Annotated in this window: 21 protein-coding genes; 14 read left to right on the forward strand and 7 right to left on the reverse strand. The window is 46.3% G+C overall.

Going from position 1 to position 22583, the window contains the following annotated elements; genetic code table 11:
- Nucleotides 1-321: 321 nt before the first annotated feature.
- Together IPO96_02430 and IPO96_02435 are read right to left on the reverse strand one after the other, a co-directional pair.
- Complete coding sequence (locus IPO96_02430; GenBank protein QQS65387.1) at nucleotides 322-606, reverse strand: DUF1905 domain-containing protein; 285 nt, start codon at nucleotides 604-606, stop codon at nucleotides 322-324.
- Nucleotides 607-775: 169 nt separating this feature from the next.
- Nucleotides 776-1600 (reverse strand): hypothetical protein, encoded by an 825-nt coding sequence (locus IPO96_02435; GenBank protein QQS65388.1) that lies wholly within the window; start codon nucleotides 1598-1600, stop codon nucleotides 776-778.
- Between the two features lie 51 nt (nucleotides 1601-1651).
- On the opposite strand from IPO96_02435, the gene IPO96_02440 reads away from it, so the two are divergent.
- Genes IPO96_02440 through IPO96_02455 form a run of 4 tightly spaced genes read left to right on the forward strand, consistent with a single transcriptional unit; the run spans nucleotide 1652 to nucleotide 5069 of the window.
- The gene (locus IPO96_02440; protein QQS65389.1) at nucleotides 1652-2284 is read left to right on the forward strand and encodes a hypothetical protein; all 633 of its coding nucleotides are present in this window, start codon (nucleotides 1652-1654) and stop codon (nucleotides 2282-2284) included.
- Nucleotides 2285-2323: 39 nt separating this feature from the next.
- Nucleotides 2324-3535 carry a hypothetical protein gene (locus IPO96_02445; GenBank protein ID QQS65390.1) on the forward strand — a complete coding sequence of 404 codons (1212 nt, stop codon included), beginning with the start codon at nucleotides 2324-2326 and terminating at the stop codon, nucleotides 3533-3535.
- A gap of 2 nt (nucleotides 3536-3537) precedes the next feature.
- Nucleotides 3538-4428 (forward strand): orotidine-5'-phosphate decarboxylase, encoded by an 891-nt coding sequence (gene pyrF, locus IPO96_02450; protein QQS65391.1) that lies wholly within the window; start codon nucleotides 3538-3540, stop codon nucleotides 4426-4428.
- Nucleotides 4428-5069 carry a hypothetical protein gene (locus IPO96_02455; protein QQS65392.1) on the forward strand — a complete coding sequence of 214 codons (642 nt, stop codon included), beginning with the start codon at nucleotides 4428-4430 and terminating at the stop codon, nucleotides 5067-5069. The genes pyrF and IPO96_02455 overlap by 1 nt, the downstream gene beginning before the upstream one ends.
- 3 nt (nucleotides 5070-5072) lie before the next feature.
- On the opposite strand, the gene IPO96_02460 is transcribed toward IPO96_02455, so the two are convergent.
- A complete protein-coding gene (locus IPO96_02460) occupies nucleotides 5073-5453 on the reverse strand; it encodes a hypothetical protein (GenBank protein ID QQS65393.1) in 381 nt (126 codons plus the stop codon).
- 549 nt (nucleotides 5454-6002) lie between these two features.
- Nucleotides 6003-6251, reverse strand: a complete 249-nt coding sequence (locus IPO96_02465) for a GIY-YIG nuclease family protein (protein ID QQS65394.1) — start codon at nucleotides 6249-6251, stop codon at nucleotides 6003-6005.
- 373 nt (nucleotides 6252-6624) lie between these two features.
- Between IPO96_02465 and IPO96_02470 the strand changes: the two genes are divergently transcribed.
- From IPO96_02470 to IPO96_02500, 7 genes are read left to right on the forward strand one after another with little or no spacing between them, the layout of a single operon-like run.
- The gene (locus tag IPO96_02470; protein QQS65395.1) at nucleotides 6625-12486 is read left to right on the forward strand and encodes a collagen-like protein; all 5862 of its coding nucleotides are present in this window, start codon (nucleotides 6625-6627) and stop codon (nucleotides 12484-12486) included.
- Nucleotides 12487-12534: 48 nt separating this feature from the next.
- Entirely contained in the window at nucleotides 12535-13047 is a 513-nt protein-coding gene (locus IPO96_02475) for a hypothetical protein (GenBank protein QQS65396.1), read from the forward strand.
- Between the two features lie 14 nt (nucleotides 13048-13061).
- Nucleotides 13062-14687, forward strand: a complete 1626-nt coding sequence (locus IPO96_02480) for a L,D-transpeptidase family protein (protein QQS65397.1) — start codon at nucleotides 13062-13064, stop codon at nucleotides 14685-14687.
- Between the two features lie 34 nt (nucleotides 14688-14721).
- Complete coding sequence (locus tag IPO96_02485; protein ID QQS65398.1) at nucleotides 14722-15390, forward strand: 6-phosphogluconolactonase; 669 nt, start codon at nucleotides 14722-14724, stop codon at nucleotides 15388-15390.
- A complete protein-coding gene (locus IPO96_02490) occupies nucleotides 15387-16307 on the forward strand; it encodes an NADP-dependent phosphogluconate dehydrogenase (protein QQS65399.1) in 921 nt (306 codons plus the stop codon). Before IPO96_02485 ends, IPO96_02490 begins: the two co-directional genes overlap by 4 nt.
- A gap of 7 nt (nucleotides 16308-16314) precedes the next feature.
- A complete protein-coding gene (locus IPO96_02495; protein ID QQS65400.1) occupies nucleotides 16315-17586 on the forward strand; it encodes a glucose-6-phosphate dehydrogenase (NADP(+)) in 1272 nt (423 codons plus the stop codon).
- Nucleotides 17583-18281: a class I SAM-dependent methyltransferase gene (locus IPO96_02500; GenBank protein QQS64436.1), complete on the forward strand. Its 699-nt coding sequence runs from the start codon at nucleotides 17583-17585 to the stop codon at nucleotides 18279-18281. The genes IPO96_02495 and IPO96_02500 overlap by 4 nt, the downstream gene beginning before the upstream one ends.
- Here the strand turns inward: IPO96_02500 and IPO96_02505 are convergent.
- Both IPO96_02505 and IPO96_02510 read right to left on the reverse strand, forming a co-directional pair.
- Nucleotides 18267-18560: a hypothetical protein gene (locus IPO96_02505; protein QQS64437.1), complete on the reverse strand. Its 294-nt coding sequence runs from the start codon at nucleotides 18558-18560 to the stop codon at nucleotides 18267-18269. The genes IPO96_02500 and IPO96_02505 overlap by 15 nt on opposite strands.
- Before the next feature lie 119 nt (nucleotides 18561-18679).
- On the reverse strand, nucleotides 18680-19087 hold the full coding sequence (locus IPO96_02510) for an EVE domain-containing protein (protein QQS64438.1): 408 nt from the start codon (nucleotides 19085-19087) through the stop codon (nucleotides 18680-18682).
- Nucleotides 19088-19105: 18 nt separating this feature from the next.
- On the opposite strand from IPO96_02510, the gene IPO96_02515 reads away from it, so the two are divergent.
- From IPO96_02515 to IPO96_02525, 3 genes are read left to right on the forward strand one after another with little or no spacing between them, the layout of a single operon-like run.
- Complete coding sequence (locus tag IPO96_02515; protein QQS64439.1) at nucleotides 19106-20023, forward strand: magnesium transporter CorA family protein; 918 nt, start codon at nucleotides 19106-19108, stop codon at nucleotides 20021-20023.
- A 20-nt stretch (nucleotides 20024-20043) separates the two neighbouring features.
- Nucleotides 20044-20862 carry an undecaprenyl-diphosphate phosphatase gene (locus IPO96_02520; protein QQS64440.1) on the forward strand — a complete coding sequence of 273 codons (819 nt, stop codon included), beginning with the start codon at nucleotides 20044-20046 and terminating at the stop codon, nucleotides 20860-20862.
- A 59-nt stretch (nucleotides 20863-20921) separates the two neighbouring features.
- Nucleotides 20922-21422: a hypothetical protein gene (locus IPO96_02525; protein ID QQS64441.1), complete on the forward strand. Its 501-nt coding sequence runs from the start codon at nucleotides 20922-20924 to the stop codon at nucleotides 21420-21422.
- A gap of 15 nt (nucleotides 21423-21437) precedes the next feature.
- Here the strand turns inward: IPO96_02525 and IPO96_02530 are convergent, their stop codons facing one another.
- On the reverse strand, nucleotides 21438-22460 hold the full coding sequence (locus IPO96_02530; GenBank protein ID QQS64442.1) for a hypothetical protein: 1023 nt from the start codon (nucleotides 22458-22460) through the stop codon (nucleotides 21438-21440).
- Nucleotides 22461-22583 lie beyond the last annotated feature (123 nt).

Raw genomic sequence — 22583 nt, forward strand, 5'->3', positions numbered from 1 at the left:
ATTCCAAAGTTCAATAGCGGCTCTAAATCCAAGCTTTTACGCTTTTTACTTTCGTACCTCATAACTCAGGACAAAAAGCTCGTTTTCAATCTAAAAGCACCATTTGATGTAATCTCAGAGTGCTCTCAAAATCAATCTTGGGTCGGGAGGCCAGATTAATAATGTATAATCCGCCCGTTTTGTCCGCCGGCTATCGGGCGGGGGATTATCGAACTTCCAGTTCGAACCAGGCATCTTTCGATGTCAAAAAGAAAATGAGCCAGATTAATCTGACTCACTTTCTTTTGGCTCAGCATACAGGTCACGCACTTTTTTCTTCACCTAAATTTCAAGCTCAACTGTAACGTTAATGCTTTGATCTACGTCAATGTTCTCTGTTTTTCTGATCTTCGCTGGCAAGGCAATAAATAAAGGGCCATCCTTGATGGGCATTATTGAGCTATTCCATGTTGTATTATTGATCGTAAAACGCGCTTTAAGTAATGCAGGCCATAAGTCTTTGAGCATAGGTCGTAGGTCCTTGCTAATAATCTCATCTAGCTCGAGATAATACCAGCCATATTGTCCTGAAAAGCGCTGAACTGTGTTACGTACAGTAAACTTCATTCAGCCAAATTATACCAAAAATCCAGTAGCGTGAATGCTTACTAGATTCTTTGAAAAATATATACTCTTGGCTCCGGGGACTGGATTCGAACCAAGTATTTCTACCACCTAAATTTTAGGCTCGCTTTACTTTAGCTTAGCTTTCGAATTTTCTATAATCAATTAATTATCAAGATAGTTCTGTTCTGTAAAGATGCACAGCCTGTATATGAGAGCACTCCATCGGTTCGTCATAGGGTTCTTTGCCGTTTGATAACGGACAATCGCAGCTCAAGCCATTCATGGGCCTACAACGGACTAGATGTTCGTTAGTGTTACCCTTAACGGTATATGTGTCTGCCTCAACTACACTAATATTACCTTCCAGAAAATACCTGATTGCATTAGTAAATAATTTGTTAAACGATATGAATGAATTTTTGTTTAAGTAGTTGTTGGCGTATTCTACGACAGCCTTCTGAATTGCTGTAGACAGTTCACTGAATAGATCATTATTATGCAGAGCAATGCTCAATGATTTTTTAATTTGGTTTCTATTCGCTACGGTTAGTTGAAATAGCACGATGTCATCCCTACCTAAGATATTCTTCGTGAACTCATCACTATAAACGCTCGTAATGGTTGCTAAGAAATCATTCGGAGCGTCTAGGTAGGTTTCAACGAGTGATCTAAACTCGTTAGAGTAAAGTTGCATTTGGCCTACCTCGTCAAGATACAAAAGCTCGCCAGTCTTTGGATGCGATAAGCTTCGAGTAAATTGTGCCAAGACTTCTGGGTGAACATAAAAACGCCCGACTTGCAGGCTTGTATGGTTCTGTGTTTGAGCCAAAACTGCACGTAGACCGTTCATATCCTCTACAACAAACCCTATTCTGTGATGGTCTTTGACAAATTCTTTTGTTATAAAACCACGCCGAGGAGAAACGCCGGCAACTAGCTCGCTTAATATGGTGCTCTTTCCGCTTTTTGGTTTGCCGGTAATCAAGAGTTTCATCTACTCATGGTATCATGCAAATCATCTGTTAGAACGTGATAAAATACCTAAATGATTAATATAACTGCAACAACTGCAAACGAAGCTTGGATCAGCACATTTAAAACTCTTCTTGAAGAAGGAGATGCTACAGGTAATGAAAAGTACCTGCGTGATGAAACTACGCTCATAGAAATTACTGACCCCGAGGTCATAGGGGCGGACGCACGATTTCCAATGGCCCAAGCTGACCTAGATGTAATCAATAGATACATCTATACCGGCGAGAACGAAGACAGTGTCGTTCACGATTGGACAAAACTTTACTACCATCGTGCCTTTGACGAGCCAAATTCACAAATAGAGTTCTTGATTGCAAATCTAAATGCAGAACGCCCAGTCGGTGAAGCGCAGATATCAATGTGGGATAAAAACATTGATCAAGGTCAAAAAGTTTCGCCCTGCACCCAAATAATCTGGGCGCGCATTAAGCATGGAAAGCTGGAGTTGCACGTTCACGCTAACTCCTCAGATGCATATAAAAAGTTGTTGATGAATATGCTTGAATTTATCTCTTTACAACATTACATAGCTGAACGAATAGACAGACCGGTTGGTAACTATTATCATTTCTTAGACTCGTGCCACTTACACCTGAAAGATTCTGAGAAAATTGAATTGCTCCAGACACAATTACAAGGTTAAAACTTTGCATTACGCGCTCCAATATGTTATAAATTAGTCATGAGTAGCGAGGTTTTCCTTCCCGGGATTGCTGAATTTGATGAACATCCAATTCCTGGCGCTCCCGCAATTAACGATACCTATCGTGAATCTTTAAGCCGCCTCGTGTTATTACAAGATCGAGAAGTGACCCACTTCTATGGTTGTCAGCTGGACTTAGACGAAGATAAAGATGTGTGGATGAGTCCTGTTGAGGTGGATGACGGAGAAAGCTTTTCCTACTTCCAGATACTTTACGTAAATACTACGCCTCAAGAAGCTTTCAATAACCCTAAGCTACCGGTTTCATTGCTTGAGGTTGACGAAGCAAGCTACAAATTAACGCCAGCTGAGCACCCTGGGTATGAGCAGCTGATGAGCCAGTTCATCGGCGACAGAAAACATGTTCTAATCCGCCAATGCAACACAGGCATGGCCTATTACCCTAGAAGTATTACCCCTACACGGGATCGTACTAAATCTTCGGAGCACTTAGAGAAAATTATTGCGGTCACGGGATTCCACGAGCCAGAAGTTAGCATTACACTTTGCAAGCCGTCAGAAAAAGAAGATGTCTCTATTAAAACCAGTATGCTGCAAACAGTTCACGCCCGCAAATATCCTTTTGCGAGCGGCGAAGTGCATTCGTACGGCCTAATTCTTGATAATGACCCGTGGAAATATTACGAAATTTTTACCCCTCGACGTATCGAGAAAATGTCAGGCAAAGACCTTCTCGTAAGAATTGATTCAGGCTGTGATATCGGCCAAATTTACGATGATAGAGGATGTGACTGTCGTGAGCAGTTGCATACTGCACTTACGGATATCAAAGAGCTAGGCAATGGCGCTGTAATTCATATACCTTCTCAAGATGGAAGAGGCTTCGGCGCGGCAACTAAAATGGAGACAGAGGGTTTAAAGCGCGGTATTAAAGTTGCCACCAACCACAATAATCTTCAAGCAGTTGACACTATCACTGCCGCCCAATTAATTTTGGGCGCAGAGTTTGATATTCGCAGCTATGAAGGCGCAGGAAAACTTTTGGGCATGATAGGCGTCGAGTCAATCATTCTACAAACAGACAACCGTTTGAAAGCCGAGGGCTTAGCGGCTGGTGGAATAAATGTTACACGTCGGCCAACAAACACCACTGGCGCACGTGGAGCGCTACATCACGTTGAAGCCAAGCACCGACACGGGGACATCTATTACGGCAAGGATGAGGAATAAGCATGGAAAGATTAGGTCCAGGGAGTTTGTATTATGCACCTGCAGCTAGTGGCATAGAAAAGATTCGAAATCGGTGGCTAGAAATTGATTCCATGGCTGGCGTTGGCATTGACCCTGACGTCAATAAAATTCCTAGCGAGATCTGGGATGAAGTTGGCGGTAGAAGTAACTTAGCAGACGGCATGCTTCTTTTTAATCAGCAGGTCATAGATGCCACAGCAGAATATGCAGTGGATTTTAAAGTAAACTCAAATTTCTTCCAGGGTGAATTAGGGCGACGCGCGCTAGCCGGTACTTTCGATTACATAAAAGCAAATCATCCCAAAGTTCTTCGGGTGTGTGATGGTAAGTTTGCGGATGTAGGCCACACAGCTGACAAAATTGCTGAAGAGATATTCGGTGAGCTAGATGCTGACGCAGTGCTATTGAACCCGTATATGGGCTTAGACGCTATCGAGCCATTCGTGAAATGGAAGAATAAGCTTGTCGTGCTTTGCATAAATACATCAAACCCGTCAGCTCAAGAAGTCCAAGGACTGACGCTCGCTGACGGTAATCCATTGTGGAGACATATTCTACGAGAAAGCATGGACTCTTGGAACTATAATGGGAACATTCTCCCAGTACTCAGCGCTACTCATAAAGACAATCTTTTGGGAGTACGAGAAGTTGTCGGTGACACACCTATTCTGTTAGCAGGTATTGGTACGCAAGGTGGCAGCCTTGAAGAAAGCGTGCCAATATGTCTCGATACTAATGGCTATGGTCTTATGATAAGCGCATCACGTGCGATACTGTACCCGGAACGATGCGCTGGCGAGACATTGCAAGACGCATCTCGTCGCTCAATTCAAGACTTGCGTATGAGTATCAATGTAGCCAGGGCAGCCTAATGAATGAATTCGTATTTTCAGCTAGCCACCGGCAAGCGGAGATCAATAAGACGTTGCGACGTAATCTTACGAAGAGCCGGCTATTTGTATTGCTGCTCGGGCCATCAGCAACGGGTAAGTCTACGTTGATCCAAGAGCTAAACGCCCAGTCCACTGACACTACATTCGAATATGTAAAGCCAATTATCACAAGACCGAACCGGCCTAACGAGTCCGATAAAATAAGCGTCTCTGATACCGAGTTCGATACTTTGCAGAGGCAGGGCGAGTTTGTAGTTGTGAACGCCCTTTACGGAGTCCGTTATGGCACACCTTTACAGGGAATCACTTCACCGCTAAGCAGAAACAATACGCCTATACTTGATTACCCGCTGGATACGGTACACGCTCTCCAACGTCCTGAGTACGACACACTTAAACTGTATATATATCCACCTTCATTGGAAACATGGCGTAGACGAATTGAATCAAGCGGCCGGAATTTGAATGGGAGACTTGAGGCTGGCACTAGAGAACTCGGATCATTGGCGATGGCAGGCTTCAATCATCCCGATATTGACATAAGCATAGTTAACGCCGAAGGTGCTGTGGTCGAAGCTGCACATGATATTCTCGACGTTATACAACAGGTTGTCGTGTGATAACTACTGCTCTTGAGATCTAGCTTCAGCTTGCTCGGGGCTACGGTAGGTATGTATAGAACCGGGGATGATTCTGTAAGCTGCACGATTCTCGGGTTCATATACCATTGGCTTGGCTAGGACATTGGCGCACGCAGTACATGCAAGAGAGCCAGCTTCCTTCACAGTCGCAGAAGTCAGTTCTGCTCGCTCTTCAACAAGCTCTGGTGGCCAAACGATTCGATCAGCATAACAGCGCAGCAAGCGGCCTGGCCCATCTTTTTGATAGACCATGGCTGGCTCCTCACAGTTACCGCATGCGATATACAGAAATTTTGACGGACCCCCACGAGATTTCGCGTATCGGTCTTTCTTAGGTTTAAACTTGTCTTGAGGGAATTCCATATAGTTTTATTATACAATAAAATACTAATTAATCATAATGTCGGTCAAGGAAACAGGTTAGCTTTTGGGGTGCTTGCTCCTTCAGGACGGGAGAGGCTGGGTTCGAACTGAACTACAGGGATGAAATGAAAGAACCATCCTTTCGGACGGTTCTAACGTTTGTAACTTACGAACTGTAAATTAGTATTTCTCTGACCAAAGAGAGAAGTTAGGCACAGGTCTAGGAACTAGGTCTACGTTCTTCTCTGCTTGGTCTGGCTCGGGAGGCCAGATTCGAACTGGCGACCAATTGGTTACACTTATTCATTATTTTCATAATGGCGTGGACTATATCATCATCCTTACGGATGTAGGGCGCTATTTGGACGATTATTGTTAGGCTCACATCCTAGTCTCTGAACCTTCCGAACTCTTTTAGCCTAAGTTCGGCTTGGCTGCTGATTACCATATAGCTTTGATGCTATTTTAGGCTTCCAGCAATTCACCCTATTTTCACTACTTGGTTTCCCAAGTAGGCTGCCTCTGACAGCCAACTGCGCTACCGCTGCGCTACTCCCGAATATGTGTTTTAATGAACTCTCTTCCTCTGTAAGATTTAAGCTGCTTTTCGCGCTTTAATGCTTCAGAGCGAGTGGCAACTGATTCTTTAAAAATCAATTCCCATTTGCCCTCAAACCTAGATGTAAAACCAGCAAAAGTGTGAAGATTATGCTCTTTGATACGCTTATCTATATCGCTGGTTTGACCAATATAAACTTTGTCTAATAATCGATTGTAAATCGCATATACAACATACACATTGCAATGATATTACAACGGCGCTACCTCCGCCAGCTGGCGGAGCGCTACTCCCGATTAAATTGCAATGTGCGATTCGGCCGTCAGTTAGCGGATCTCCGAATACAGATGTAAATTATAGCTGCTACATCTTGTGACGTCAAATGTCGGCGGGCTAGACGCTATGCTACCGAGATAGCCACAGCCAAAGGCAAACAAACACTTTACGGGCTGTGGATAACTGCTTTATTTACAGCAAACATTAGCGGTATACTGTATTTTAGTACATTATCTCGCGGGGGCGTTTATCAAAATACAGACAAAAACTACTGTAATAACAGTAATAATCGGCTTCCTGCTCGCGGCGGGTTATTTTGTCCTGCGCCCAAACCGGGTGCCGCTACAGGGATTGCTCAGAAAAGCTGATGGCAAGACAATTGCCCAAGATGGCTACTATGACATGCGCGTAGTGGCGTTCAACCCCGTTAGTGGTCAGCAGATTTTATCTCAGGATTTCCAAGATGTGGTTGTCAAAGACGGCCAATACACTCTGCCGGTTAGCATACCCAAGTTCGCAGATACAGGCTCGTCAACTTTTCAGGTATGTCATAGTGGTGACCCAAGCGCTGCAGAAGATGGGCTAGATGCCGAGGATATCCCAACGGGCTGTAAAGACCCTGTAGTCGAAAAGAAGGTATTTGTAGAAGCTGAGTGTCCTCAGACCCTCAATATCAGCTCAAATAATTTTCTTTATCGTTTGATTGGCAATCGAGACGGGTCAATTTCTGGCAATGGCTGTACTTATGTTGACTCGGGCAATAACTTCTTTGCACAGACGGACAAACAAGCTCCGACTGTCGTTGGAGTTCAAGGTGCAAAAGGTGATTCAGGCTCAGTTGGCCCACAAGGTCCGGCTGGTCCGCAGGGCGAAAAAGGTGCTGATGGGGCAGCAGGAGTAAATGGAACTAATGGCACAAATGGCGCCCAGGGCCCGGCGGGAGCTCAAGGGCCGTCCGGCGATCCAGCAACCGATGACCAAACACTTAGTTTTGGCGGAGCAAGCATTCTTTCTATTGCCGGCGGTAATTCAGTCGATTTATCTAGCCTTAAAGACAATACTGATGTTTTAGCATCACTTGGTTGTACTGCCGGACAGATCGCGCAGTACAATGGTAGCGCTTGGGCGTGTGCTAGTCCTGCTGCTTCGAGTGACAGCCAAACTTTGAGCCTCGTAGCCAATACGCTGTCTATTCTAAATGGTAATTCAGTTAGTTTGGCCAGTTACCTAGACAACACCGATGCTCAAAGTATTTCGGTCGCATCAAATGTGCTGTCTATTAGCGGTAATGCCAGCACGGTGAATCTGGCCAGTTACCTAGACAACACTGATGCGCAAACACTAAGCTACTCAACAGGCACGCACCTTCTGTCCATTAGTGGTGGTAATACTGCTGATCTGTCTAGCCTGCTTGATAACACAGACGCGCAGGGCATTTCGCTTGCCGGCAACACGCTGTCGATTAGTGGTAACGCCAGCACGGTGAATCTGGCAGGCTACCTTGATAACACCGACGCGCAGAGCATTTCTTTGGTTGGCGATACGTTGTCTATATCTGGCAGCGCTGGCACAGTTAGCTTGGCAGGGTATTTGGACAATACAGATGTACTCGCCGGCCTGTCCTGTGGGCTGAACCAAATTGCCAAATGGAACGGTAGTGCCTGGGCCTGTGCTAGTGACAGCGGGCTAACGAGTGAAGTTGACGGAGTTATTGGCAACGAGGTTACCGATGCAACTGCCGGTGGTGGCCTAACGCGCGCGGGTCTGGGAACGAATGTGTCGCCGTATACACTCGGCATTGCCGCAGGTGGAGTTACCAATGCCATGCTTTCAAATTCTGCTTTGACAGTTAGCGCTGGCACTGGCCTTACGGGCGGAGGCTCGGTCTCGCTAGGTGGCACGGTGACGCTTAGCTCAACCCTTGGCACAGACATAGATTCTTCAGAAATCGTCAACGGTACCATAGCCACCGCTGACATTGCCGCAAGCGCCATAACTGCAGCCTTAGTTAGCGACGGCACGCTCACAACTGCCGATCTTTCGGCTACGGCTGGTATCACCAATGCACAGCTGGCTAACTCCAGCATCACGGTGACAGCTGGAGCTGGTTTATCTGGCGGTGGGGCAGTAGCTTTGGGCAGTTCGGTAACTTTGACATCGACCCTCGGAACGGCCATCGACACCACGGAGATTACCGACGGCACAATTTTGTTTGCCGACATTGCCCAAAACGGCTGTAGCAACGGTCAAGTACTCAAATACAACACTGGCTGGACATGCGCTGCCGACAACGACACCACCTACACCGCTGGAACAGGTATTGCTGTATCGGGTCTCAATGTCATATCTTCTACGCTCGGCACCGACATAGATTCTTCAGAAATCGTCGATAGTACTGTCGCGCTGATTGATCTAGCCGCCGATTCAGTTAATTCTTCCAAAATCGTCAATGGTTCAGTTGCTAATGCTGATCTAGCCAACTCCGCCGTCACCATTACCGCTGGCACTGGTTTATCTGGCGGCGGGGCGGTCACTCTAGGTAGTTCAGTTACCCTAAACCTAGCCAATGACTTTGGTGCAAGCATTGATTCTAGTGAAATAACTGATGGTACAGTCGCCCTAGCCGATCTAGCTAACAGTTCAGTTAACTCAAGTAAGATAGTAGACGGTTCAATTGCCACAGTCGATGTTGCTGACGGAGCCATTACGCTAGCCAAACTAGCAAACTGTTCTAGCGACGGCCAAATCCTTAAATACACGGTCGTCGGTGGCTGGGCCTGTGCGGCTGACAGCGGGCTAACGAGTGAAGTTGACGGAGTTATTGGCAACGAGGTTACAGATGCAACTGTCAGTGGTGGTTTAACCAGGTCTGGCAGCGGCACAGGCGTGTCGCCATATACACTAGGGATTGCCGCTGGCGGTGTGACTAATGCAATGCTAACCAATTCGGGTGTCACAGTCACTGCTGGAACAGGGCTAACAGGCGGCGGCTCAGTCTCGCTAGGTGGCACAGTTACGCTAAATTCCTCACTCGGAACAGCCATAGATAGTACAGAAATTACCGATGGTACGATAACTTCGGCTGACCTTTCGGCTACGGCCGGTATTACCAACGCTCAACTGGCCAACAACGCAGTTACAGTTACCGCTGGCTCTGGTTTGTCGGGCGGCGGGGCAGTTGCACTGGGGAGTTCGGTAACTTTGACTTCTTCTTTAGGCACCGCAATAGATACCAGCGAAATTACTGACGGCACAATTTTGTTTGCCGACATTGCCCAGAACGGCTGCTCGACGAATCAGGTTATGCAGTGGAATGGTTCGGCCTGGGCATGTGGCTCTTTAGCGGGGTCACAAAACTTGTTCGAAACAATTTCTGCACCAGGAGGAACAGCTTCTGTAGCAGACTCGGCTACAGACACATTAGCATTTGCTAACGGTGCCGGCGTCACAATTACGAGTGACGGAACGACCGATACAATCACCATCGCTGCAACTTTAGGCACGGCGATAGATTCCAGTGAAATTGTCGATGGTACCATCACAACTAGCGACATTTCGGCCACCGCCGGTATTACCAACGCTCAACTGGCTAATTCGGCTGTGACTGTAACAGCTGGTACGGGTCTGTCTGGCGGTGGATCGGTATCATTAGGTGGCACAGTTACTTTGAACCTTACGAATGATTTTGGGGTAAGCATTGATTCCAGCGAGATTACCAATGGCACTATTACTCTGGCCGACCTTGCCCAGAACTCTTGTGGGGATGGGCAGGTTATTAAGTGGAGCAATGGCTCAACAGCCTGGGTATGTGCTAACGACATCGACACCCAGCTTAGCGAGGCCCAAGTCGACACCTACGTAGCAAACAATGGCTACTTAACTAGTGAAGTTGACGGCTCAACTTCTAACGAAATCCAGGACCTGTCTCTCGCGGGGGATACATTGGCACTAAGCGGCGATGGCACAACGGTTGACCTTAGCGCATACATGGACAATACCGATGTTCTGGCCGGGCTGTCCTGTGGGCTGAACCAAATTGCCAAATGGAATGGCAGTGCGTGGGCCTGCGCGGCCGATGCAGATACCGATACGCAAGACCTATCGCTTGCTGGCAATACGCTCAGCCTGGTGGCGGGCGGCAGCGTCGACCTTACGGCTTTTATGGACAACACCGACTCTCAGGACTTATCGCTCGCAGGCAATATTTTGAGCTTGAGTGGCGACGGCACGACCGTAGACCTTAGCGGCTACCTTGACGACACGGTACTTAGCGAGGCCCAGGTCGATACCTATGTGGCGAACAATGGCTATCTGACCAGTGAAGTCGACGGTAGCACGACCAACGAACTGCAAAATGTCTTTACGACGATCGCGACCCCGGATGCTGGCAACCCGGCCGCCGACACGACGACCGACACGCTGACGCTGGCAAACGGCAGCGGCGTTACAATTACCAGCAACGGCACCACCGACACGATCACGATTGCGGCGGCACTCGGCACCGACATTGACTCGACCGAGATCGTGAACGGAACGATCACCTCAACCGACATTTCTGGTACGGCTGGCATCACCAACGGCCAGCTGGCCAATTCATCGCTCACGGTTAGCGCGGGTAACGGCTTACTTAACGGTGGTAGCGTTTCGCTTGGCGGCACCACCACACTCAACATTGGTGCAGGCAACGGCATTACCGTCAACGCCGATGACATCGCTGTCAGAACAGCAGCTAGTGCCGACGGGCTATCTTCTACGACTAGCTCCGGCTCGGGTATTGAAGCGCTTGCTACGGGGGTTGCGCTCCTCCAGGGCTGCTCGGATGCTCAGGTCTTAAAATGGAATGAAACGACCGATGTCTGGGCCTGTGCTGCCGACAATGACACGATTATTTCAGAGGCTACGGTCGAAAGCTACATCTTCGACGCTGATAACACCGGTACGCTCAGTAGCGGCACCTTGGCGCTAGGTAGCCTTAGTTACACCGGTACACTCAGCGATACACAAATTTCTGACACGCTAACAATTGGCGCCACTAGCACGGTGAGCGACAGCGCCTTGAGCGCCAACGTCACGAAGCTGGGCAGCGATATTAGCTCTGCCGAAATCGCGAACGGCACGATTGCCGCGGCGGATGTCGCACCCGACGCCCTTGACTTTACCGAACTAAACGACACCATGTCGCTCGACGTAGCTACTTCGATTTCGCTCGGAGCCAACAACCTGACCTTTACGGCTGGTGGCGCTGGCAATGTCGTAACAAACCTATCATCCACCGGCGATTTCATCGTACAAGATAACGGCACCACAGCATTTATTGTTCAAGATAATGGCGGTGTCTACATCGGCGACCCAGCCTCAGCTATCGCAACTGGCTCACTTCTGGTGCTCGACAGCATTACTACTGCGCCTGGTAGCCCAGTCAACGGTGCCATGTACTACGATTCTGGCCTGGCCAAGTTTCGCTGTTACGAATCAAGCACCTGGAAAGACTGTATCTCGGCCCCAGGTAGTCAAAATGACACGGCGGCAACCTACTATTTCTTCAGCGAATTTACGGGTAGTCCTACGACAACAGGCCAAGACGTATACGCCACAAACAGCGGAACAGGTGCGGCGACGGCTGCGAGTGCCAACGTTGCCGCCAATCGCCCGGGTATTTTCCGCTCTACCACAGGTACTACCGCTACGGGGCGCACGGCATTTGCTTCAAATCTGACTGCCTTTGCGCTCGGCGGCGGAGCGATGTCGTACGAGACGGCGGTAAACATTGCCACGCTTTCCACAGGAACGGAGAGATACCAGTTGGTCATCGGTCTGTTTGATACCGCGACCGCAGCTAATCAAGTGGATGCAGTTTCATTTGTGTACGACGAAGGCGGTGTTTCAACCGGATCGGCTGCGAGCGCCAACTGGCAAATCAGAACAGCCAGCAACTCAACGCGTAGCTGGACCACAACAACAACGGCCGTAGCGGCTGCAACCTGGTACAAATTGCGCGTCGAAGTCAATGCCGCCGGTACCTCCGCCACCTTCTACATCAATGGCACTAATGTCGGAACCATCGCCACCAACATACCAACGGGTACGGCAAGGGCGCTCGGCTTTGGGCATCTGATGATAAAATCCGTCGGCACCACCGCCCGAACCATGGACATCGACTACATGAAAGCCGAACAATCATTCACTACATCAAGATAAAACATAAACTTTTTGATACAATAGGTTATAAGTAAAGAGGGGAATTTTATGGAAGATATCATAAGAGTGAATAAAAAAGAAGAGTCATCTGAGAGAGGAAACAAAGTAATGCCAAAACTACCACTAAACAAAAAAGCTGGAAAAATCTTAGTTGTGCTAGTTCTTGTTGCGCTAGCCGTACTAGCTGGCTGGCTCTACAAGCAAAACCGAGATCTAAAGGCAAACCCAACTGCAGCTCAGCAAGACAAGAACAAAGCCGAGACAGCACGCGTACTCGACAAACTGAAGGAAGATATCTTAATTCAAGAAACAGAATCACCTACAGTTGCTCGCGTCGAAGATCCTGAAAAACTCAAGAGCTCTAACGCAGAATTCTACAAAAACGTTCAAAAGGGTGATTACTTAATAATTTATCCAAAGCGCGCTATGATTTACCGCGAAGCTAACCGACAGATTATCAACATTGCTCCGATAATAAACACTTCAGAACTCAAGACAAACGGCACCCAACCTGCCGACACAAAGACGCCTACCAATACAACAAATAAAACAACCAAGTAGAAAGTGACAAAAGAGTGGCCGTAAGTCAGCCCTCAGAGGATACGGTCGATGCACAAGCTGAAGATCAGCCGGCCGATGTTGAACTAGATCTAGGATTAGGTAGTGACCAAACTACTTCAGAGACAGCGTTAGACGTCAGCAGCAGCGAAGCACAGCCGTTAGATGAGATCAAAGCTAGCGCCGAAGATTCAGAAAAACTGTCCGAGATTGATACCAGTTTTCATCACGAGCCTCTTAGCTATACCGTTCCCGACAAAACTAATGCCTGGACTATCACAGCAGTAGTTCTGACTATATTAATTCTTTTGGCGGGCGGCGGCCTGGCGGTTTATAGACTTTTGTTACGCCAAGGGTCATTTGGCCAAGTAAAATTGGCAGGCCAAAAAATCGAACGTGCCGAAGACAAAAGTAAACTAATTTCAAATCTATACGACAATTTTAACCAAGTCACATTATCGGTCAAAGATAACAACGAAAAAGCATCGCTTTATACACCAGCTGACGCTGGAATTGAGTTGTTGGCAGAGATAAGCGTCAATAAGGCACTTGAAGCAAAGGAAAAAGGCAGTATTTGGCAACGTCTAAAATGGTGGAAGGTTACTGAAATCAATGCCGAACTCCAGGTTGATAAAGACAAAATGGCGGCATTTGTAGAAGAAAAAATGACTAAAGTCGAGCAGGCGCCCACCAACGCTACTTTAGTTATTGAAAACGGCAATATCCAACTTAGTAAAAGCAGTGTAGGGAGAGGCTTTATTGTCAAAAACGCCGAGGCAAGGGTTACTGAGTCAGCCGCCAAACTCCAGTCAACAATTTTCACGATGGAGTCCTCGGAGCTTAAGCCTTTCGTTTCCGATGAAGACACTAACTCGATTGCGGCAAGAGTTGCAAACAGTTTAGCTCAGAAGGTTAGCCTAACGATAGCAGGCAAGACTTTCGAGCCTAGTAGAGCCGAAATCGGGTCGTGGATAAGCCCTATTTCATTAGACGATAAGAAGCCCAATCTAGAATTTAACAGTGGTGAAATTGAGGCTTACATCGACAAGATAGCCAAAAATTATGTTAATCCAGCACGAAGCGAGATTATAATGCATAGAGACGATGGTAGCGAATTAAAGTTAGTTTCTGGTCGTGATGGAACAGACGTTGCCGATAAAGATGCTATCGCGGCCGACATATCTAACAAGTTGCTAGCCGCTGAACCCGTTGCAGTTCAATTAACAGTTACCAACCAAGCATATGGTAAGGTCTCAGCTGAAGATTACGACAAATGGATAGTTGTCGATCTGACTAACAAATATATGGACGTGTATGAGAAGGACAAAAAGGTAAAGACTTTTTTGGTCTCCGCAGGCGCTCCCGTTACTCCAACTGTAGTAGGTATGTATAAGATTCTCTACAAACTAAAATCTCAAGATATGCGAGGTCAAAACGCCGACGGTACAAGTTATTTTCAGCCAGGCGTTCAATACGTGAACTATTTTTATGGTGGTTATGCAATCCACGGAGTTTATTGGCGGCCCGACTGGTGGTTTGGCCAGATTAATAGTAGCCACGGCTGTGTTGGACTGAGGACTTCAGAAGCCAAATGGGTTTACGATTGGGCACCCGTCGGTACAGTGGTGATTACACATTTGTAAACAGTTTGACAGATGATTGAGCTATACTATTAATATGCGTTTTAAGGGGTATTCTTCAGACTTGGCGGCTCTTATCGCTACAGAGATCGCAACTCAGCTCGATCGGCAATCCAGAGTTTTGTGGTTATGCAGTGGTGGTAGTAACACCCTACTTCAAGTTAAAATTATGGATCACTTGGTTGGCTCAGGCGTAAGTCTAGAGGGTCTAACTATTTTGGCTATGGATGAGCGCTTTGGTGAGTCTGGGCATCCTGATTCGAACTTTCAGCAGTTGAAGCAGGCTGGATTCAAGACAGGCCAGGCCACGTGGATAGACGTTTTAGCCAAGAATTTAGATTTCGATCAAACAGTTCAAAACTACTCCAATCTCCTAAAAGATCTGACCAAAAAGTCCGACTTTACAATAGCTACTTTTGGGATCGGTGCTGACGGGCATACTGCCGGGATATTACCAGGTTCAGCGGCAGTTGATGCGCAGCAACCCGTTTATGGCTATGTTTGGCAAGATTATGTACGTATGACCATTACGCCGAACTGGTTGGTGGGTGTTGATAAGGCATTTGTTGTGGCGCGGGGGCAGGCAAAGCTCGATGCGCTTAGCCGTTTGAAGGCGGCTGCGTCTAGTACCGCGGAGCTTCCAAGCATGTTATTAAATAAAATTAAGGATGTAGTAGTCTACACAGATATAAAGGAGTTATTGTGAAAATAGTGATTCACGGTTTAGGCAGAATGGGTATGCAGATCGCTCGTAAATTAGCTGAAAGCGGCCAACACCAGGTGATTGCACACAATCGCAGCCTAGAGCCAATTAAGGAAGCAGTTTCATATGGTTGTATTGGCGCTGAGACCAAGCAACAGGTGCTGGCAAACTTTGGCGATGAGAAAATAATTGTTTGGGTGATGTTGCCAGCTGAGGTGGCCGACGAAGAAATGCTCGCCTGGGCTGAAATATTACCTAAAGGCAGCGTTATAGTTAGCGGCGGCAACTCCGATTACCGCAAAACTAGGCAGCTAAATGAAAAAATGAAAGCAATTGGCATGGAACTTGTTGACATTGGCGTAAGTGGCGGTGTTTGGGGTTACCAGAACGGGTTCCCGTTAATGTGCGGTGCCGATAAAACGGAAGCGTTTACTTGTGTGGAGCCAGCTCTAAAAACCCTTATTTTGCCTGGGGGAGCATACAAACACTTTGGGCCTTCGGGTAGCGGGCACTATGTCAAAATGGTACACAACGCTATTGAATACGGCATGATGCAGTCGCTCGGCGAGGGATATCGTTTACTCAAAGAAGGACCTTATGAAGCGATTGATCTAGCGGCTGCCGGTGAAGTCTGGCAGCATCACAGCGTCATCACATCATGGCTTAACGAGCTCAGCCGCGATGCTCTAGCTGAGAACCCAAATATGGACGGAATTTCTGGCTATGTTGCCGAGAGCGGTGAAGCACGTTGGGCGATCGAGACGGCCAAGCAGTGCGATATCGAGCTACCAGCTATTGGTGCTTCGTTCGATGTGCGCTTGCGTAGTCAAAAAGGAGAGACAAATTTCGCCACTAAAGTTGTCGCAGCCCAGCGCAATAAATTTGGTAATCACAATCTAAACGGCGAAGGCGCCGCCTAAAACTTCGATGAAGACCAAGTTAGTAATTTTTGGAATAACGGGTGATCTGGCTAAACGTAAGTTGTTGCCAGCGTTGGAACAGATCGTGGAACGCAAAGTGTTTGATGATCTAGAGATTGTCGGGGTAAGTCGACGTAATGTTAGCGCTAGCGATGTGGTTGGGCATAAGCTACAAAGTGTCACATCAGTTTATTGCATGGACCTTGCCAATAAGGATGACTATGTAGGTTTGGCCGATTATCTCGGTAGTAGCGAAAACCAGCAGCTGGTATTCTATCTATCTGTGCCACCTTTGGCAACTGCTCAGATAACGGAGTTCCTGGGGCTGGCCAAAATTAACGGGACTAATACTAAAATACTGTTTGAAAAACCCTTTGGTGTTGATTACAAATCTGCAAAAGACATGGTTGAACATGCCGCAAAATACTATAAAGAATCGCAAATCTACCGCATCGATCATTACCTAGCAAAAGAAATGGCCCAGAATATCGTGGCATTCCGGAGTGGTAACGCTATGTTTCAGTACGTTTGGGAAAGCGGTGCGATCGAACGGATAGAAGTTATAGCCGTGGAAAAGGTTGGGATAGAAGGTCGTGCCAAATTCTATGAGCAAGTAGGTGCTCTGCGTGATCTTGTGCAAGGCCATTTGATGCAGCTACTTAGCCTGACTATTCTAACTCTTCCAAAAAGGCTAAATTGGGACGATCTACCCAAGTTAAGGCTGGAAGCACTAAAATCAATTAGCTCGGCTGACCCGTCGCTAGCAGTTCGAGGTCAGTATGATTCTTATCAGGAGGAAGTCAAGAATTTTGGCAGTCAAACTGAGACTTTTGTTAGCCTTGTGCTTAAGAGTCGCAACGTTCGCTGGAAAAACGTGCCGCTGCGTTTGACTACTGGCAAGGCCTTCGACAAAAAATCAACCGAGGTAAAGGTTTACTTCAGGTCAAATAGCGGCGAAGCCTGCAACTGTCTACGTTTTAAGATTCAGCCCGATGAAGGCTTAGAAATTGACCTAAACACTAAAAAGCCAGGCTACGAACTGGAGTTTGAAACCCAAAAAATGCTATTTAGTTATCCGGAAAACACTGTGCTGCCAGATGCCTACGAACAAGTCATAGTCGATGCCCTAAATTCACGCAAGAGCCTGTTTGCCAGTAGCGATGAGATTTTAGAAAGTTGGCGTATCCTGCAACCGCTATTGGATACTTGGTCGATGAGTAAGTCAGAGATAATGAAATACAAAAAGGGCAGCGACTATCACGCAGTCGTTCCAAAATGACACAATTTGAGGGTCACAAGTTAATCTCTGATCAAATTGATTCGATCGAACTAACTGTAATCGTACGTGAGTTACGCCGTGTATTAGAAGCGCTAGTAGAGGGTGACGCTGTTGAGTTTGGTTGCTTCGTTGGTACTACTAGTTTGTTTCTCCAACGGTCTCTCGAAACCTTTCCAAGGACTATCCTTGGAAAGCCTAACGAAGAAATAGCTAGCCCAAAACCTTTCCAAGGACTATCCTTGGAAAACTTGGAAAAACCGGAGGAACAAACTAAGCTTTTGTGGTTGTATGATAGCTTTGAGGGTTTGCCGGAAAAGTCCAAGCAAGACTCTAGCCCAGCTGGTCTTCAGTTTAAAACTGGTGAGCTATCTGCATCGAAAAAACAGCTAATCCTAAACTTCAAAAAAGCCGGTCTTCGCCTACCAAAAATTAAAAAAGCTTGGTTCTCCGAGTTGAGCCCTGACGATCTACCTGATAAGATCTGCTTTGCTTTTTTGGACGGCGACTATTATGAATCTATAAAAGATAGTCTTAAATTGATCTGGCCAAAACTTTCCAAAGGCTCAGTAGTAATTGTGGACGACTACACAAACGAAGCGTTGCCCGGTGCTGCAACTGCTGTCAGTGAGTGGCTAGTAGCTCACAAAGCTAGCCTAAAAGTCGAAAGCAGCCTAGCAATTTTATCTAAAGAATAAAAAATGTGGTTTTTTTGCATACGAAATGAATTTAATTTCTTTGCCAATCGGCTTGATTAAGTGGGTGTGCTGATGAGCAATCGATTTTGTTATGTCACCGGGTGATCGCCCATAGAAATTGTGCCCACTGGCCTCGTACTCGCTTAGTAATTTGAGAAATTTCGTCTGTTCAGAATGATTGAAATGACTTACAGAGTCCACGTGCCTAATCGGGATAATCATGATATGTTCTTTGATCTTTTTCATATCCCAAAAATCGTACAGGAACTTATTGACCATAATTTTGAAGAGTTTGGTTGTTCTTAGTATTTGGTTATTTACTGCATTATCTTCACAAAGAATACAGTCGATATTTTGGTATTTATCATTTGATTTTGTATTTAGAGTTAGTCGATCTCTTACGCAATCTGTCTCTCCTTAAAAAAACTGAGGGCCTCATTTGTCAGAGGCATAACAGATAGCCGCGATTCTCGGACAAGTTTAAAATCTTTGAGGCTTGGCTGAGCTTTTATTTCTTGTAAGGTCAGAGGTTTATCAAAATGTTTTAAGTACCTAAGCTCTACCGCCCAGCTAGGTCGCGGATCAGCCTTATTCTCAAAAGGCGTATCGGCTACTTCAGCTAGTCCAACCACGGCTTTTTGCTTACCTGAATGGTAAACGAATACTTTGTCGCCAGGCTTCATCTGCTTTATGAAACCAATAGCGGCGAAGTTGTGAACCCCGTCCCAAATTGTTGTACTGTCGCGCTCAAGATCGTCGATTGAGTAATCATGATCAGGATCGGCCTTCACTAAAAAGTAATTCATAAGTTATAGTATATCTTAGTGATAACAAATTATTTTAGCAATCGGGTAACTCCTTTAAGTGTCATCGAAGATGCCAAAGCAGGGTGTCTAGTTTATATCGAAGATCCTTCAGAGGAAGAGCTTACATATTTAGAAGGGCAGGGGCTTGATATAGACTTGCTACGAGACGGCCTAGACCCAAACGAAGCTCCGCGTATTGAGGATTGGGACAAGCGTACATATATCTATAGCCGTTATGTCTTGCCGGCCACGGCCAAGCAGACCACAACCCCAGTGCTAATAGTTTTCGGTGTTGATACGCTGTATGTAGTTACAAAACAACCTTTTGAAGGCTTAATAAAGCTTATTAACAGTGGGCAGATAACCACAAGTAAACGTGCGCAAACACTTCTGCAAATCCTAAACATCATTCAACGCAGCTATAAATTGAGTATTTTGGCTATTGCCAAACGTATTTGGCAGATTCGATCACAGCTCAACAAGTCGGAGATCAAAAATGAAGATTTCATTAGTTTTATTGACCTCGAAGAGGACCTCAACGACTTCCTTCTGGCGCTTGAGCCGATGAATACGCTTCTAAACCACCTGCTTACAGGCAAATCGATTAGATTGTATGAAGATGACCGAGATCTTATGGAGGATCTTGAGCTCGGCAGTGAGGAGCTGATTAACCAGACTGATTCGCAACTCAAAACCATAAAAAACATTCGTGAAGCTTATAGTACAATTACCGCCAACAACCTCAATAAAGTTTTTAAACTAATGACCAGCATTACGATTTTAATGGGTATTTTTACACTAATAACTGGTGTGTACAGTATGAACATCGCGCTGCCGGCGGCCCATAATCCTCAAGCTTTTTGGATAATCTTTAGCCTTACTATGGGGCTTATCGGGCTAGCGACTTACTTTTTTAGAAAAAATAAATGGCTTTAGCACTAAAGCGGGGATAAAACATGTTACTGATCTTGAAGGCTATTTTCCTAGGGGTGGTCGAAGGGTTAACTGAGTTTTTGCCAATAAGCAGCACGGGGCATTTGATTGTCGCTGAGCGAGTCATTGGCTTCAAAGATGCGGCTGAGCTTTTTACCGTCGTAGTGCAAATTGGAGCAATTGCAGCCGTAGTTTGGTATTATCGAGTCGATATACTTAGTAAAGTTACCGGATTATTCAAAAGGGAAGATAAAAGTATAAAGTTTTGGGTAAATCTGATAATTGCGACCATCCCTGCTGGCTTAATTGGGCTAGCTCTAGACAAGACTCTACAAAAATATGCTGTGCCTCGAACTGTAGCTTGGGCTTTAATTTTGGGTGGTATGGCGCTTCTGGCAGTAGAGGTTTATCACCGTGCACCTCGTAGCCCGTCCGCCGCGAGGCTTGATGAGGTGACGCCAAAGCAAGCTCTTGGTGTTGGGTTTGCCCAAGTGATGGCGCTAATCCCGGGTGTTTCTCGATCGGGCGCCACGATTGTCGGTGGCTTGCTAGCTGGACTTGATCGAGTAACTGCTACGGCTTTTTCGTTTTATTTGAGTATACCGATCATGGTTTTGGCTAGCGGTTACAAACTAGCCAAACATCATAGTGAAATCTCTAGCTTGCCTGGCGGCGCGGCGGCGTTAGCAGCTGGTGTGATTTCGGCGTTTGTGACGGGATTATTTGCGGTAAGCTGGCTAATAAAGTATATCTCAAAGCACAATTTCAAAGGCTTCGCTTATTACCGTATCGCGTTCGGCTGTTTGATCTTGGCGCTTTTGGCTTTAGGCTATCTAAACTAACCCGCACAGCGCTAAGCGTTTATGCTATAATTTCAGCATAACGAAGAGGAAAACTAAATATGGCAAAAATGAAAAATCGAATGTTGATCGTAAAAACCCTGATTATGCTACTAATTGTCGGTGCTCTTGCCTATGGTGGCTGGCGGATTGTACAGCTGCGAAAAACTGCGGCTAAGCTTGGAGGGCAGCTGTCTAGTAAGAATGACGAGATTAGCCGGCTCAAAAATGATCTCATTACAGATCCCACCAACACTATAAATAAGATAAAAAATGAATCAACCGCTGGCTACATCGAAGATATTGGCAAACTTTATACTCTGCCTAGCAATGAACAACCTAGCCTGACAGCTGTTGTGCAAGATGACGACAAGTCAAAGCCACCACTAGATCAACCATTCTTTGTTGATGCCAAAAAGGGTGACTACCTAGTTGTCTACGAAAAATCAGGGCTTGCTATTCTTTATCGTCCAAGCGAAAAAAAGCTAGTCAAAGTTGGCTCACTAAACGTGCAAAATACTCAATCATCGCAGCCTACAACTCAAACTTCGCCAGCTCCGTAAAACTACGGATAAAAATCAAAACAGTTCGCCGTGCTTATCGTAGCGGTAAGCTTTACTGGGGTCGGCTTCGGCTAGCAAGCGGATGTGTTCTTCTCCAAAAAAGTTAGCTGATTCAACACTATTGAAACAGCGAAAATCTGATCCCATGAGTATGAAGGCCGGCTGCGTGTTGAGTTTTGCTACAACTGGGAGAGTCAGAGCTTCGGCAATCGCATCCCCGATGGTCGCATTTATCCGCCCGACTGTCTCTGTCTTTTTATCGCCTGATTCTTTGGTCTGGTTGATAGCACCTGGCAGAGCTATCGCAGCTACCATCGGTGGTTTTTTGCGTATAGATCTTCGGCTTAAATCACCTTCTAGTTCGCTTAAAACATGGTTATTGTAATGCCGGATCCCTATCTTGTGTGCTTTTCTTAGTTCGCCTGTCGATGCAGTGCCTGGGATAGTCAGATATTGGCGGTCAAAAATTTTTGATAATATAGCTCGTGCCGCAACTCTACCTTTCGTGTCGGGCGTTACGCCAATGCCTTCGAGTTTTTGAACTGCAAAATCTTTAAAGTCTCCTAAGTAATTTGTGTCTAGTTCCAAAAAGTCTAGCATTTTACTGCCAACAAAACCCGTGCGGAAAATGTGACCTCTAGCTCTAAGTTGATTATTAATTGCAACCGCAGAAGCGGCAAAAGCCACTACGTCCTCACCATGATCAAAGCCCAAAACTACGTTTTGGCCGCTGTCTATTATTTCGCCCATATCTTCTAGGGCTTTGTTTGTTTCGTTTCTTTGGTTAAGTGCTTTAGAAACAGCACCGAAGGCTGGTCTAACGATACTGGCAATCATTGCTACATCGGCTAGCTTGTCAGTTGGGCTGCCTTTGGCAACTGCCGAAAACAAAGACTGATTCGGGTGCAGCGCGATATCTAGCTCTTGAGCCACCAAAAGCCCACCGGAAAGCCCGGCATGTTTGACAGCGCTACGGTGTAAGCCCGTTAGAACTGGTTCTTGGATTTCGTGAATTCTCTCTCTTATCTCGTCAAACATAGTGCATTAATCTTATCAGACAAAGTAAAAAACACAATATCTAGCGTGGGGCATTAGCGTTATACTACTAGTACTTAACAAAAAAGATAGCTGGAATCTCGTGTAATTCGAGAACTGTGCCGC

The organism is Candidatus Saccharibacteria bacterium (genome assembly GCA_016700315.1).
Taxonomy (GTDB): domain Bacteria; phylum Patescibacteriota; class Saccharimonadia; order Saccharimonadales; family SZUA-47.

What these genes read in the sequence shown, in the direction of transcription:
- IPO96_02430 (QQS65387.1), bottom strand. Translation starts at nt 606, where the DNA reads ATGAAGTTTACTGTACGTAACACAGTTCAGCGCTTTTCAGGACAATAT.
- IPO96_02435 (QQS65388.1), bottom strand. Translation starts at nt 1,600, where the DNA reads ATGAAACTCTTGATTACCGGCAAACCAAAAAGCGGAAAGAGCACCATA.
- IPO96_02440 (QQS65389.1), top strand. Translation starts at nt 1,652, where the DNA reads ATGATTAATATAACTGCAACAACTGCAAACGAAGCTTGGATCAGCACA.
- IPO96_02445 (QQS65390.1), top strand. Translation starts at nt 2,324, where the DNA reads ATGAGTAGCGAGGTTTTCCTTCCCGGGATTGCTGAATTTGATGAACAT.
- pyrF (QQS65391.1), top strand. Translation starts at nt 3,538, where the DNA reads ATGGAAAGATTAGGTCCAGGGAGTTTGTATTATGCACCTGCAGCTAGT.
- IPO96_02455 (QQS65392.1), top strand. Translation starts at nt 4,428, where the DNA reads ATGAATGAATTCGTATTTTCAGCTAGCCACCGGCAAGCGGAGATCAAT.
- IPO96_02460 (QQS65393.1), bottom strand. Translation starts at nt 5,453, where the DNA reads ATGGAATTCCCTCAAGACAAGTTTAAACCTAAGAAAGACCGATACGCG.
- IPO96_02475 (QQS65396.1), top strand. Translation starts at nt 12,535, where the DNA reads ATGGAAGATATCATAAGAGTGAATAAAAAAGAAGAGTCATCTGAGAGA.
- IPO96_02485 (QQS65398.1), top strand. Translation starts at nt 14,722, where the DNA reads ATGCGTTTTAAGGGGTATTCTTCAGACTTGGCGGCTCTTATCGCTACA.
- IPO96_02495 (QQS65400.1), top strand. Translation starts at nt 16,315, where the DNA reads ATGAAGACCAAGTTAGTAATTTTTGGAATAACGGGTGATCTGGCTAAA.
- IPO96_02500 (QQS64436.1), top strand. Translation starts at nt 17,583, where the DNA reads ATGACACAATTTGAGGGTCACAAGTTAATCTCTGATCAAATTGATTCG.
- IPO96_02505 (QQS64437.1), bottom strand. Translation starts at nt 18,560, where the DNA reads ATGGTCAATAAGTTCCTGTACGATTTTTGGGATATGAAAAAGATCAAA.
- IPO96_02510 (QQS64438.1), bottom strand. Translation starts at nt 19,087, where the DNA reads ATGAATTACTTTTTAGTGAAGGCCGATCCTGATCATGATTACTCAATC.
- IPO96_02520 (QQS64440.1), top strand. Translation starts at nt 20,044, where the DNA reads ATGTTACTGATCTTGAAGGCTATTTTCCTAGGGGTGGTCGAAGGGTTA.
- IPO96_02525 (QQS64441.1), top strand. Translation starts at nt 20,922, where the DNA reads ATGGCAAAAATGAAAAATCGAATGTTGATCGTAAAAACCCTGATTATG.
- IPO96_02530 (QQS64442.1), bottom strand. Translation starts at nt 22,460, where the DNA reads ATGTTTGACGAGATAAGAGAGAGAATTCACGAAATCCAAGAACCAGTT.